Consider the following 14,115-nt stretch of genomic DNA (forward strand, 5'->3'; position numbering starts at 1 on the left):
CAAAGTATATTATATAATTAATAAGAATACTTAATTCTAGAAATAAGTGCTTGCGATATTCGTTAATGGAGGTTGAGCCGCCTATGTGTGACACGGATCCGTTGGGAGGAGCAGAAAGGATGCGGAATCATGTGAGTCGAATGCACGCCGATCAATGGGGAGGTATTGACGGGTTGGGAAGGGAGCTTCCAACGCGGGCAGAAACGGGGCCGAGGCGCGAAGGCAGGTACGTAGGTTTATTTTACTTTCTGTGGCTGGGGCAGCACGGAACGTCAGGCCCTTTTGATAACAGCGAAATTCTCGCCCAATATCCCGAAGCGGTCAGGGACCCAACCCACCCGGCCTGGGGGCCGGAAAATGCATTCCACTTCTGGGGCGAGCCTTTGTATGGCTATTATCTGAATGACGATGCCTGGGTGCTTCGCAGACACGTGCAGCTTCTGACGAGTGCGGGCGTGGATTTTATCGTGTTTGACACGACTAATGCCGTTACGTACAAGAAGGTATACGACGTATTGTTTCGCGTGCTGGACGAGGTATGGGGACAAAGCTTTACCGTACCGCAGTTTGCCTTTTACACGAACACGGATTCAGGAACAACGATTGCGGAATTGTACGAAGATATATACAAACCGGGGCGCTATAAGCATCTATGGTTTCACTGGAGAGGCAAACCTTTGATCATTGGAGATCCGGCGGAATGCACGGAGGAACAGCGGGCCTTTTTCACTTTTCGCCTAAACCAATGGCCAAATGAAGAAGCGAAGGTAAACGGATTTCCATGGATCGAATTTCAGCGGCCGCAGCGGGTGTTTTTTAATGATGAAGGGGAGAAGGAAGTGATCAGCGTTTCCGTCGCGCAGCACCCCAGTGTAGCCATGAGCGATACGCCCTTTTACGGGTACGGGAACAATTGGGGGAGAGGTTATCACGAAGGGATGGAGAAATTGGAGGCTGATCTGCCCGAATCCATTCATCGGGGCATGAATATCGCCGAACAATGGGAGTTTGCTATTGACGAGGTCCCGCAGATCATTTTCGTTACCGGCTGGAACGAGTGGATCGCCATGCGCCTGCAGGGAACAACGGATCGGCCGGTTTTGTTCGTCGATCAAGCTACGCTTGCATTCAGCCGGGATATCGAGCCGATGAAGGGCGGGTATCAAGACCATTATTATATGCAGCTGATCGGTTATATCCGCCGCTACAAGGGCATGTCCGAACCGGTGGACAGCGGAACCTTCCTGGCTGCACAGCCGGACTTTACGGCATGGCCGTCTGTACCGGAGCTATACAGGGACTTTGAAGGGGATACGATGCGCCGGGATCATGCCGGATATGGGAGTTTTCATTATTTTCAAGACACGGGTAGAAATGATTTGGTTACCCTGAAAGCCGCTCATACGGATCATTGTCTTTATTTTTACGCAAAAACGAAAAATCCCATCACCCCCTATACGGACCGTCACTGGATGATGCTGCTCATCCGTAACCGGAGACAACATAGCCCGGGATGGGAGGGGTACCATTACATTGTGAACAGGACAGTCATAGACCGCTCCAAGGCGCTGATGGAACACAGCACTGGGGGTTGGAACTGGAAAGCGTCGGCAGAGATCCGCTATTTCGTTTCGGGGAATGAAATGTATGTTGAAATTCCGCTCGCACTGCTACGGGGCGATGAAGCTCCGAAGGACCGGGCGAAAGGAATATGGATCGAGTTCAAGTGGATAGACAATATGCAGAACGAAGGGGACATCGCAGACTTTTATCTGCACGGCGACACAGCGCCGGAAGGACGATTGAACTTTGTGTACAGATCGGTCGACGAATCATCATTCATAAGCACTCATTTTCTGGATACTCGAGATCAGCACAAGCTGGAGGTAAAGAGATGAATAGACCAAGCTGGGAAGCGGAATGGATTTGGGCCGAGGGAACCGGGAATGAGAATAATGTATTTGTGGAAGCGCGCCAATCCCTTGAACTGACGGTACCCTTTACAAAAGCGCTCGTACGGATTTCCGCCAACCAATCCTACAAGCTGTATATTAACGGCATCGAAGCGGGCAGAGGCCCCGCGCCATCCGACTTGTTATGGATGTCTTTCGATACGCACGACGTTACTGCACTGCTCCGGAACGGCCGGAACTGCATTGCGGTGGCCGCACACAATTTTGGTAAGGACAGAATCGTCACCGAGCAGCTGCAGGGGCCCGGCGGATTGATATGCCAGCTCGACGTATACAGCGCTGACGACCAAGGGGCAAGCCTGCTGACGGTTGCCAGCAGCTCCGAATGGAAATGCAGGCGGTCCCCCCGGTGGAAAACGGGAGTAAGCCGCCTCCACATGTGGGGTGGATACCGGGAGCTGATGGATGTGTCCCGGGAAGACGGCTGGGAATGCGAACATTATGACGATTCCTCTTGGCCGCCCGCGGAAGTGATCGCAGCAGCAGAGCAGGAGGATTCCCCCTGGCCACGCTTGGTCGCGCGCGATATTCCGTATCTGCAGGAAGACTTGGTATCCCCGGTAAGGGTGGTATCGGCTGAATCGTTACTTGGGTCCATCCAAGCCCCGGAAGCACAATTAGCTGCTGACACGGCGGAAGGAAGGGGACCGGTGGTCATGGACGCTTCGATTCCCGGCTCTTTTCCCCAGATTACCTACGACTTCGGAGCTGAGATCGTCGGCTATCCGGAGCTTGAAGTTATCGCCGGTGAAGGCGGGGTTCTGCAGCTGTTTTATGGGGAATCGCTGGAATTGGATTTGAGGGATACGTACCTCCTCCGCAAAGGCGTAAACAAGATCACTCCGTTCGGAAGGCGTGCATTTCGCTATCTTAAGGTGGGTGTCATGGCGACGCCCGTTCCCTTGCGTATTTGTGACCTGCGGGTCCGTTTTGTTCATTATCCGTACAAGGACGGGGGACATTTCCGCAGCAGCGATGATAAGCTGAACCGGATTTGGGAAGTCGGCCGGTATACGACCATGGTCAACAGCCAGAACCATTTTGAGGATTGCCCTTATCGCGAAGGCGCGCTATGGGTAGCCGACTCGGTTGTTATGGCCAAAGTGGTCTATCAAACGTTCAGCGATCCCCGGCTCGTCCGGAAGTCATTGCTTCAGGCGGCGAAAATACAAAACGACGACGGTTCCATACCCGGCACCGGACCGCAGCGGAACGCCTATTTGCTGCCCGATTTTTGCGCGCATTGGCTGTTTGGTGCAACCGAATATTACGATTATACGAAGGATCAGGCTTTTTTAGAGGAATTATGGCCGCATATCGTGAAGCTCGCCGCGTGGTTTACGGGGCAGGAAGATGACGCCGGATTGTTTGCCAACGCGGATCGGGACGGCATGTGGTGCTTTATCGACTGGTCGGATGAAATCCACCGGGAGGATCGTGTAACCGCCGTCTCTTGCTTCTATTATAAATTTTTGCATACGGCCGCCGCGTTGGCGTATGAGCTGGGCGAAGAGGGGCGCGGGAATTCCTTTATGCATCAAGCAGCGGAGCTTCGCAAGTCCATCCGGAACCTGCTTCGGGTACGGAATACGGCCATTTATGCAGACTGTTTGAATGGAGATGGTCTTTCCTCCAGTATTACGGCCCAGACCAATTTTGCGGCTGCCTGGTCGGGGATCATGGATGATGAGGAAATATCCGTGTTCTTGCAGGAGTACTACTTGAAGGAACGGCTTCCGCAAATTCGCGGAGCGTTCTTCTATCATATCGTGCTCGAGACCCTTTTCCGTTACGGTTATGCTGCGGATGCCGTACGCATCATCCGAAATTATTGGGGCGAGATGCTGGATCGGGGCGCGACAACCTGGTGGGAAACCTTTGATCCGAACCTCCCCTTTTCGACTACGCCGAGCCCCTACCTTGGGCATACGCCAACCTATCTGGAGGACGCTGTTCCGGTAAGTTTATGCCATGGCTGGGGGGCATCACCGACGTATTTATTGAACAGGGAGCTGCTTGGGATTGATATTTCTAAGGCGGGTCACGGGCAAGTTACGATCCGTCCCAGCGCAGTGACGGAAGTGGAGTGGGCGGAAGGTTCGGTGGTCACCCGTTACGGAAAAATCAGTGCCAAGTGGAAAAGGGATGAGGACGGAGTGTACCGCTTTGAAGCTCGCCTGCCCGCACAAATGACATGGAAGGCGCCAGGATTGCGCGACATATCCGTGTCTATGGATCAGGATCATGTCCACGTTCGAGGAACGGTTCCGGTTCATGAGGCAGCACCAAAGCGGACACCATTGGTCGATTGCAGCGGGTAACGAAGACAACAACGTTCAACTTGAACAGCTGCGCAGCTGCAGCATGATAAAAAGGGCTGAAAAATTTCAGCCCTTTACTAAATTCCGTCAAGCTCAAATAAGTACTATTCGGCCAGTCCTTTCCACTCCATCAGGAATCAAGCGACGAGACTAACCAAATTGCCGTCTGGGTCCTTTATAATAGCATAGCGCTCGCCCCAAGGCGTATCGGTCGGCTCAAGCTGCCGAATATATCCTTGCGCCGTCAATCGGCGATACGATTCATCCAGCGTTTCACGGCTGTCTAAATGGAAAGCAATCTCCATTCGATTTCCAATCGGCTCCTGTAAGCTGCCCAGAATCGTCTGCACCGTTTCCCTCGTATCGAAAGCCAAGATCAATCCGTTGCATTCTACCTCAACATGCTGTTCGTCGTTCGCACTAGCCGGTATTTCAAATCCCAAGAGCCGATAGAAATCCAAAGCCCGTTTCATCTCTTCCACGAAAATTCCAATTCTCTTCAGCTTTATTGCCATGCTTTCCAGCTCCCATCGTATGAATTCATGTTACGTCATCATTGTATCCGTACGATCGGCCGTCAAATAGGAAAAAACGGACTTCTTTCACGATCTCGTTAAGTGTCTAACAGGCAATCCGTAATAACGAGGAAAAGAATTCGTAAAATGGGATTGGTCGTAATAGCCAGAAAGAAGCGCAAGATCCGTCAAACTGGAGTAGTTTTTCTTATAGAACTCTTTTAGTGTGCTTTGAAATCGGATGATTCCCAGCATCTCCTTAGGGCTTAAACCCAATTCCTGTTTGAAGCTCCTTCTAAGATGCCTTTCACTGCAGTGAGCCTGCTCGGCTAAATCCGTAACGGATAGATTTCCTTTATTATGATAAATAATCTGCATACTCTGAGACACCAAAGGGAGAGTAACCGCATTATTCTCCGCTAACACTTTGCTTAATTGACGATCGGCAATCGCAAGGATGTCCGGGGTTGTCTCCGCAGTGAGGATTTGTTCGACCCAATACAACCCTTCAAAACCCCAAACATCTTCCAGAAAAACACGTTGTCCCTGAAACATCGAAAGGGGGAACTTTAAAATGGCCCGGGCCGCTTCCGAATAGATCCTAATACCGAATAACGAACGAGCTTCCGAAAAGTGCAGCACTTCTGAACGAGTTGTCAACCCAGTAACATGGGCGGCCTTCCGGCTGGACGGGGAATAAAGATTAATGACGATATCTATGCAGCCGTCCGGTATGATCCAGTGGATTTGCTTTTCCGGGACGGGTTGAAAATGCATTGTCCAATAAGAAGCAACATGAGATTCCAGGTGCCTGCTCGGAGGATATTCCTGACAACTGTACCATGGGCGATGTAACTCAGGCTGTAAATTAGGTGAATGAACAGGGTGATAAGGATGTGTCATCTTCATCTCTCCTTGCTACGCTTCTGTTATTGTCGTGAATCGTCGTGTCAGACGATCAAGTAACATATATCATTAGGAAGTGCGCGTAATCCGCTAGAAAGTGTGCAAATCTGCCTGCTCATTCTATTATACTGCCGGTATAGCCTATAAAAAAACTTAGGGGGGTTGGATGGCCGGATCTGGAACATGGGTTGCCGGGAGGAATCCGGTCTCCGGACGCTCCTTAAATGATATTACTGTTCCGCCGCCTACAGGCAGTCTCTCTTTCCGCCAGGATCAGAGACTGCCTTTTTGCTTGCAGGAGTGACCGTGTTTAAAGTATACTTAACTCAATTTGGTAAGGAGTGATGGCTTCATGGATATGGAAAAATCGGACAAGACTCCGATGTATCAATATATAATGAACGATATTAAACGAAAGATCGCCTCCGGAGAACTCAAGCCGCATGATCCGCTCCCCACTCAGATTGAGCTGGCGAAAGAGTATAACACCAGCGAAATTACGTCCAGGCGGGCACTGTCGGATCTGGTTCAGGAAGGATTCGTGTACAGGATCCGGGGGAAGGGGAGCTTTGTCCATGAGAACCCGGCTCAAGCCGATTCCAAAGGGCTGCGCACCTTGTATTTTGCCCATCAGAATCATGAAGTGAGCATCCTGAACCACCCGTTTTTTACGGATATGTTTGAAGGCATTAAAGAGGTATGTGATGATAACGGCGTCGCGTTCCACATTTGGGATATCGGGGAAAACTACGAGCTGCCCGAAGATCCAAGCGCCGGCATCATCCTCCTGACGGTAAAAGGGCATTTTGACTTTTCGCGTTTAACGGCTTGGCAGGAAGAGAATCGGCGCATTGTCACGGTGCATTTCTATTATCCGCATTTGGGCATTCCCTATGTTATCGCGGATAATCTGACAGGAGGATATCTGGCCACCCAGCATCTGATCTCTCATGGGCATCAGCGAATAGGGATTATCCTGACAGGCAGTTCGCTCTTGGAATTAAATCAGGATTTCTCCCTTCGCCTCCAAGGCTACAAGCTGGCGCTGACTCAGCATAATATTCCTTTCCATCCGGACCTGATCACCGTTGTCGACGGTGAAGACGAACGGGCGGAGATGGGGGAGGAAGGGTTCAAAAGGCTGATGAAGCTGCCGGAACCGCCAACGGCGATATTCGCCACAAGCGACTACAAGGCTTTCGGTGCGATGAACGCGGCGAGAGAATCCGGGATGAACATCCCCGAAGATATAAGCATTATCGGTTACGATGATGTGAAACTCGGCGAGTATTCCTATCCGAGGCTCACCACGGTGAATCAGAATACACGCATGATGGGACAGAGGGCGGCGGAAATTTTGCTGTTTGAACTGGAGGAGGAGCATTCGTCCCTGGTGAAAGACGAGATCGTTCCGACGCTGATCTTGCGCGACAGCACCGCTCCCTTATCGACGAAGCAGCGCATCAAGAATAGCTAATTTGCAGGGCTCCCGGTTAACGGGAGCTTTTTTTCAAGAAAGAAGAACATGTTCCCCGGTAATGTTGTATCATCCTTATCCCGCCAGCAAAACTTCAGCTTTCCTCAGCGTGTTTCGCAATAAAAACTGTTGCAATAGGCAAACTACTACAGTATACTTTGTTTATCAAAGTATACAAAATTTAAGACGTATACTTACAGCTGAAGCGTATTCGTTCAAGTTTATTGCAATTGTAAGCGCTTCAGATCATGACCATTCGAAAATAGGGGAGATCAATGTGAACAAAAGGAAGGGATTCATCGTTCTCTTGAGTATTGTGATGCTTTTGGCTTTATTGTCAGCATGCACCAAAGCAGCTCCCACACCACCAGACAATCCAGGCACCGCAGAATCCAATCCAACGGGTGAGGATCAGGGTAAGGAAGACGCAGGGAAGGATCCGGCCGCGTCGCAGCTGACAGGAAATATTAATATTTCCTTGCCGAATGCATCGGCGTCAGTATGGAATGCGGTTGCCGAAGCGTATATGAAGAAAAATCCGGGAGTGAAGGTCAAAGTCGACAACAAGCCGGCGGAAGGCTACAAGGAATGGCTGACAGCTCAATTTGCAGCAGGTGTGCCGGATGTTGACCTGGTTACGAATAACGAAGTCGGTGGCCTAGTTAACAGTAAAAAATTTATGGACTTTTACCCTTATTTCGATAAGGTCAATCCTTATACGAACCAGCCTTGGCAGGACACCCTGGATCTGAAGGCGATGGGCATTAACCTCGAAGGCATTGGAGCCGAAGATCATTTGTACAACCTGAACTTTGAATCCGTGCAGATCGTATGGGGGTACAACAAGGAGATTTTCCAGAAAGTCGGTATTACCGAAGCTCCCAAAACGTTTAACGAGATGATCGACGCTTTCAATAAAATAAAAAAGGCCGGATATACACCGCTGGCGCTCGGCGGAGACTCTAAATCGATGTGGAGCGGCCAGGCGGGATGGCTGGTGCGAATCTATGCCGATCAGTACATGCGCGATTATATTAACATCATCCGGTCCCAAGAACAGGATTATACTTACGTTCCAGAGCTCGACGAGCAGTGGAAATATGATCTGACGGATCCGTATAACGATTCCAACAGTAAAGTGACCAAAAACGAAATGCGGCTGTGGAAAGCTGTTAAAGACAAAGAAGGTCCCTTCAAAATCGCCGGCAATCCCCAGTGGAAGGCTTACTCGGAAAATCTGAAAAAACTGTTCGATTATGTGCCTGACGGATTTTTCGGAGTGAAAGAGGACCAGGCTTACAATCTGTTCCTGACGGGAAAGGCGGCGACAATGTTAGGCACGCCGGCCTCCTACTGGCAGCTCCCTAAAGATTTCGCGGATGAGGAAAAAACGGGTGCCACAGGCGGCGTGAAGCCTTTCGAATACGGATTCTTCAACATGCCTTCCATGGAAGGACCTGAGGTGATGGCACCGGCCCGAACGATCCAGATTCCGATCGGATTCTATGGTTTCGTCAATAAAGATGCGAAGCAAAATGAGCTGAATGTGGATTTCATGATGTACCTGACGAGTCCGGAAGGTTACGCCGTATATTTGGATGCGATCCAGAAGAGTGACGATGCCTCCCTCTCAGGCGCACCGGCCATTAAAGGCATTACGCTCCCGGATGAGATGGCGGCGGCATTCGCCGATTTCAAGCCGATTGGAAATACCGAAGGCTACACCAGCGCCGCGAACAATCTGGCCCGGGGAATGTGGGATTACCAACCGTCCGTGCAGGATTGGGTAGGGCTCGTACAGCGGTACTTCAGCGGTAAGCTGACCACGGATCAATATTTAGAGCAGCTGCAGGCGAATATCGATAAATATATGGAACCTGCCATGAAAGAAGCTAAGAAAGAACTCTCCGACTTGGATCACCCCGAGCGGCGTCCGCCGCAGCGTTAATCACTTTTTCACACGGGTCTGCACATGCATGTGCATGTGCAGACCCCGTATGATTACCCGAGGGAAGCAGGCAATTCGTAAGGATGACGGATAAAAAGGGAGGTTCATCATGAGGAAAGCCCCATGGATATTTCTTGCACTGATCCTGCTTCTAGGGCTTGTCCCGGGCGCAGCACTTGCCAAAGACCATTGGTCCATTGAAGGAGCGGGGAATATCACCTCCCTCTCCGTATCAGCGGATGGGAGCCGTGTGGCCGTCGGGGGACATAATGCGAAGGCATTTCTTTATGATTCCGAAGGCAATCCCATCCATGAGGTTGGAGCCGGAAATGTCGTTACAGGGGTAGCGCTTCTGAGTAACGGCACCTTTCTGGTTTCATCGGATGACAGGCATCTGTATGCATATGACGAGACAGGAGGTCAGTTGTGGGATTCGGATCTGAAGCGGCAGGTCAAAAGCTTGGCAGCATCGCAGGACGGGTCCACCATCGTTCTCGTTACCCAGCGCAGCAAAGATCTCATCGTTGTGGATCAAAACAGTGGAGAACAGACAGGCAGCATCCCCATCGGCTCCCTGTTGAAGGAAGTGAGCGTATCGGGCAGCGGACAGTGGATCGTTGCGGCGACAAGCGACCAATTCGCCTATCTCCTGGACAAGGATGGCAGCCTGCTGTATAAATTCAGCGCGGATAATCAAATCCAGGCGGTGGCCGTTTCAGAGAATGGCCTGGCTGCTGTAGGTACGGCTTCCAATAAGGTGGAATTGTTTGATCAGAACGGGAGCGTTAACAGTTCAATTAACACGCGGGACATCGTGACCGATGTCGCCTTCTCAAGTGATGGGGAACGGATCGGCGTCTCGGATTTATCCGGTAACTACTATATTTTCGACGGGCGCGGAAAGCAGCTGTGGGAGTCAAAGATCACTGGGGAAGGCAGGGGCGTTCAATTTGACCGGGAGGGCAAGACGCTGTATTCGGGCACCAATGACGGAAGGATTTTTAAGTACGATGTAGGCAGTGTCATCGATAAAGCGGCGAGCAAGGCACGCCTAAATGCTATGCTATGGGCTGCAGCCGGTGTCTTGGCGGTCGTCCTTATTCTGCTGTACATGAATTATTTGAAGAAGCGCAATCGGCTGGTTATTTTCCGCCGGATATGGAAAAGCAAATATATTTACCTGGGCTTGGCACCGACCTTTATTCTGGTGTTCGTCTTTCTCTATTACCCGGCTTTTTCGGGCTTGTTCTATTCCTTATATGACTGGCAGCCAGGGGGCAGGACCACCTTTGTCGGCTTGGACAATTTTGAACGAATGATTCATGATCCTTATGTCATTAAGGGGATGGGCAACCTGGTCATTCTGATCATCACAGGTTTGATCAAAGCGATTATCCCTGCACTCATTACCGCTGAACTCATATTCCATTTACGCAGCAAACGTCTGCAATACGGCTTTCGGACGGCATTTACCGCATCGATGGTAATTCCGGGTGTGGCACTGCTGTTGATTTGGCAAAACCTGTATGATCCTAACGTGGGTCTGATCAATAACGTCTTAGAACTGATCGGGCTTGGTTCCTGGGCGCATGGTTGGCTTGGTGACCCTAATACCGCCTTGTGGGCTATTATTTTTATCGGTTTTCCGTTTATTGGCATCCTGCAGCTGCTGGTGTTTTATGCAGGTCTGCTGTCCATTCCGAACGAGCTGATCGAGTCCGCAAAAATCGATGGGGCCAATCTTTGGCGGATTATCCGTTCCATTCATTTGCCGCTGCTGGGCGGTCAATTCAAGTTTCTGATCATTTTAACCCTCATAGGCATTATTCAGGACTTTAACGGCATCATGATCGTTACGGGCGGCGGTCCCATGGACTCGACTTACGTACCCGCTCTGCAGATGTATTATGCCGCCACCAAGTTCAACGATCTCGGGTATGCCTCGGCGCTCGGTGTAAGTATGTTCCTGGTGATCCTTGCCATTACGGTTGTGAACATGAAGCTTATTAAAACAGAAGATTAAGGAAGGAGGAGAGGGATCGATGTATACCGAAACGGATACAGCCGCTGAAAGCGTCAGCCCCGTGAGAAAGCTCAGAAAAAACGAAGGCGGTCTCATCAAATATCTCAGTTTCCCCCAGATCACCATCATCGTGCTGCTGTGCGTGCTGGTCATTCTGATGCTGGTGCCCATTCTGTTCATGATCGTCAGCTCCTTAAAAAGCAATGCGCAAATTCTCGGCAATTTCTGGGGGCTGCCTTCTCCGGCCAAATGGAATAATTACGGCGATGCGTTCACCAGTATTTGGCGATATATGGTGAATTCCATCTTGTATGCGGTCGGAGCCAGTGCTTGTGTCATTCTGCTCTCTTCCATTTCAGGATATATATTCGCCAAAAAAAGCTTTCCCGGAAAAGAACTGCTGTTTATGATGATGCTGGCCATGATGATGATTCCGGGTGTTCTTACGCTGATTCCTTCGTACGTCCTGTATAATAACCTGGGACTAACGAATACACCTTGGGTGATCATTATTGCCGGTGCAGCCGGCGGGCAAATCTTCGGAACCTTCTTGTGCAGAAGTTTTATGTCCGGCATCCCCAGCGAGCTGTTTGAAGCGGCCCGGATCGATGGGGCATCGGAGATTCGCGTATTTTTTCAAATCGTCATCCCGCTGTCGCTGCCGATCCTGGCCACCTTGTTCATTATGCAGGCCGTTGGCGTGTACAATGATTACATTTGGCCGCTGCTTACGATCAGGGACAGCAGTCTACAGGTGGTTGCTGTTGGCCTTACCGTCTTTACGAAACAGTTCGGCATCACCGATATGGGAACTCGGTTTTCGGCATACGCCATTTCCTCGATTCCGTTAATTTTGATTTTCTCTTTCGGCATGAAATATTACATTCAGGGCATGACGCAGGGGGCTTTGAAAATGTAGGTGTGAAATGAATCGTTTGATCAAAGTAGCGCTCTCGGCGCTGTGCTCACTTCAACAAAAAAAGCAGCCGGGCGTCTACCGGTTGCTTTTTGATTGGGATTCGTTTGCCGGTGGTACGTGTCAGCGATAGAAGTCAACCATGTCTGCAAACAGGCGCTTGATCAAATCAAGCTCGGCATCGCTGTACCTTCCCAAAAACTCGTACATTCTCTGCTTTTCCATCGTATGGAGCTCATCATGCGCAGCAAACAGCTTTTTGCCGGCAGGAGTTAACCGAAAGTACACTTCCTTTTTGTTATCATTGAGCTGGGCTTTCCGCACCCAACCGGCTTTAAGTAATTTGCTCGCGATCTTGGAGGTGTTCCCTTTGCTCAAATTCATCTTTTCCGCGATGGAAGTGACATTGATCGGCTCCTGCTCCCCGATGCACGCAATGGTGTGCAGTTCTGTCATGTTCAAACTGAATTCGGCACCGATGTGCTTCCGGATATCTTCGAGATAGGTTGCGGATATTCGGGATTCGTATTCTTCTTTTTGCTGAAGAAACTGAATAAAAAATTCATGAATTGCGGCTTTGCTTTTATCTGCAGTGTCCATGGTTCATGCTGGCTCCTCGACTCATTTTTTTCAGTATATCATAAATAGTTTCCTGAGAAATAATTATGCATACTTCTAGGCAAGGTTGACACGTCGAGGGTGGCCGGTACACGGGAAGCTGGTTTCAGACTTTTGTTTACGAGCGAAAAAAAGAAGTGCTAAACCCAGTTAAGTCCCGGTGAGAACAGCTACATTGACTTTAAATCGTTATTTATGTATTCGGCGATACGTCTGGCATCATGCTGTACCCACCCCAAAAGAGCAGATCCTCTGCAGGACAGCCACGGTAGACCGATGAAATATAGGCCAGGGATATTAGAAATACCATTGAACTGGGTAATTTCTTGATGTTCATTAAACAGATGATTGATTTGGATCCAGGAGAAATCCGGCCGGAACCCGGTTGCCCAAATGATATTGTCAGCCTCAATATATTGATCGTCCGCAAAAAACACAGTACGTGACTCCGCGCTGACTGCCCTCGGGAATAGCTTGATTTTCCCTTCTTTTAATCGTTGTTTTAATTGGTATCCATAGATTTGCTCAGGTTGTTGGCGTAACCATTTCCCGCGTTTGGTGTGATTTCCGGCCTGTAAGAAACCCAATTTGTCGTAATACCAAAAAATGCTCTTTCCCAATATGTACAGAGGTTTAAAATGGAGCTGGTTTGATGCGGATAAATAGACATCAAAGTCATTAGACAGTTCTACTGCAATTTGTGCACCTGAATTCCCTGCTCCCACGACCAACACACTTCCAGGTGTAAGCTGGCCGGGATTCCGGTATGCGGAAGAATGAAGCTGAGTTGTAACATTTGAAATGGACTGGCCTATGGCTGGAACATACGGCTTATGAAAAGGACCTGTAGCCACGATTACATTTTTGGATTGAATCGTTCCTCTGCTAGTCTCCACCTCAAATCCCCTTGGGATGGAGGTTAACGATTTGACTTCCGTATCCAACTGAATCGGAAAATCAAAGGTTAAAGCGTATTCCGATAAGTATGCGGCAACCTCATCTTTTGTAGGGAGACCATTCGGATCCCCAGGCAAATCAAGACCAGGTAAACGGCTGTAATTCCTGGGTGTGAATAATTGTAAGGAATCGTATCTGTTACGCCAGGTATCGCCTAAGGCTTTGGCTTTATCGATTAACATAAATGGTATTCCTTTTTGCTTTAAGAAGTAGGCAGCTGCAAGACCAGCCTGTCCGGTACCAACGATCAAAACGTCCAGCATTGAAACTCCTCCCAGTAAAATGAATGTTAATTATATAATACATGATCATATGATCATGTGTAAATGAAATGATTAGAATCTTCGCTTAAAGCCAAGTCCAGATATATGGAAAAGGGTGGGATTATACCGATGCGGAGCAAGCAAGAAAGAAGACTGCCGGTTAAACGGCAGTCTTCTTCTCATAAGGACTATATGGAT

10 protein-coding genes are annotated in these 14,115 nt (G+C 49.6%); 6 read left to right on the top strand and 4 right to left on the bottom strand.

Going from position 1 to position 14,115, the window contains the following annotated elements; translation table 11 throughout:
• Positions 1-131 precede the first annotated feature (131 nt).
• Together ABIE48_RS06945 and ABIE48_RS06950 are read left to right on the top strand one after the other, a co-directional pair.
• Positions 132-1,898 (top strand): hypothetical protein, encoded by a 1,767-nt coding sequence (locus ABIE48_RS06945; RefSeq protein WP_192714963.1) that lies wholly within the window; start codon positions 132-134, stop codon positions 1,896-1,898.
• Positions 1,895-4,294 carry an alpha-L-rhamnosidase-related protein gene (locus ABIE48_RS06950; RefSeq protein ID WP_192714962.1) on the top strand — a complete coding sequence of 800 codons (2,400 nt, stop codon included), beginning with the start codon at positions 1,895-1,897 and terminating at the stop codon, positions 4,292-4,294. Before ABIE48_RS06945 ends, ABIE48_RS06950 begins: the two co-directional genes overlap by 4 nt.
• A 137-nt stretch (positions 4,295-4,431) precedes the next feature.
• On the opposite strand, the gene ABIE48_RS06955 is transcribed toward ABIE48_RS06950, so the two are convergent.
• Complete coding sequence (locus ABIE48_RS06955; RefSeq protein WP_145022724.1) at positions 4,432-4,809, bottom strand: VOC family protein; 378 nt, start codon at positions 4,807-4,809, stop codon at positions 4,432-4,434.
• Between the two features lie 87 nt (positions 4,810-4,896).
• Positions 4,897-5,712, bottom strand: coding sequence for a DUF6597 domain-containing transcriptional factor (locus tag ABIE48_RS06960; RefSeq protein WP_192714961.1), 816 nt, complete (start codon positions 5,710-5,712; stop codon positions 4,897-4,899).
• Between the two features lie 355 nt (positions 5,713-6,067).
• Between ABIE48_RS06960 and ABIE48_RS06965 the strand changes: the two genes are divergently transcribed.
• The 4 genes from ABIE48_RS06965 to ABIE48_RS06980 all read left to right on the top strand — a co-directional run bounded on the left by ABIE48_RS06965 (position 6,068) and on the right by ABIE48_RS06980 (position 12,082).
• Positions 6,068-7,192 carry a GntR family transcriptional regulator gene (locus ABIE48_RS06965; protein WP_192714960.1) on the top strand — a complete coding sequence of 375 codons (1,125 nt, stop codon included), beginning with the start codon at positions 6,068-6,070 and terminating at the stop codon, positions 7,190-7,192.
• A 277-nt stretch (positions 7,193-7,469) separates the two neighbouring features.
• Complete coding sequence (locus tag ABIE48_RS06970; RefSeq protein ID WP_354518588.1) at positions 7,470-9,140, top strand: ABC transporter substrate-binding protein; 1,671 nt, start codon at positions 7,470-7,472, stop codon at positions 9,138-9,140.
• Between the two features lie 109 nt (positions 9,141-9,249).
• On the top strand, positions 9,250-11,163 hold the full coding sequence (locus ABIE48_RS06975; RefSeq protein ID WP_192714959.1) for a DUF5711 family protein: 1,914 nt from the start codon (positions 9,250-9,252) through the stop codon (positions 11,161-11,163).
• Between the two features lie 19 nt (positions 11,164-11,182).
• Positions 11,183-12,082 carry a carbohydrate ABC transporter permease gene (locus ABIE48_RS06980; protein ID WP_192714958.1) on the top strand — a complete coding sequence of 300 codons (900 nt, stop codon included), beginning with the start codon at positions 11,183-11,185 and terminating at the stop codon, positions 12,080-12,082.
• Between the two features lie 120 nt (positions 12,083-12,202).
• Here the strand turns inward: ABIE48_RS06980 and ABIE48_RS06985 are convergent, their stop codons facing one another.
• Together ABIE48_RS06985 and ABIE48_RS06990 are read right to left on the bottom strand one after the other, a co-directional pair.
• Positions 12,203-12,679 carry a MarR family transcriptional regulator gene (locus ABIE48_RS06985; protein ID WP_192714957.1) on the bottom strand — a complete coding sequence of 159 codons (477 nt, stop codon included), beginning with the start codon at positions 12,677-12,679 and terminating at the stop codon, positions 12,203-12,205.
• Between the two features lie 188 nt (positions 12,680-12,867).
• Positions 12,868-13,917 carry a flavin-containing monooxygenase gene (locus tag ABIE48_RS06990; protein ID WP_192714956.1) on the bottom strand — a complete coding sequence of 350 codons (1,050 nt, stop codon included), beginning with the start codon at positions 13,915-13,917 and terminating at the stop codon, positions 12,868-12,870.
• Positions 13,918-14,115 lie beyond the last annotated feature (198 nt).

The organism is Paenibacillus sp. OAE614, assembly GCF_040546645.1.
In the GTDB taxonomy this organism is placed as follows: domain Bacteria; phylum Bacillota; class Bacilli; order Paenibacillales; family Paenibacillaceae; genus Paenibacillus_AQ; species Paenibacillus_AQ favisporus.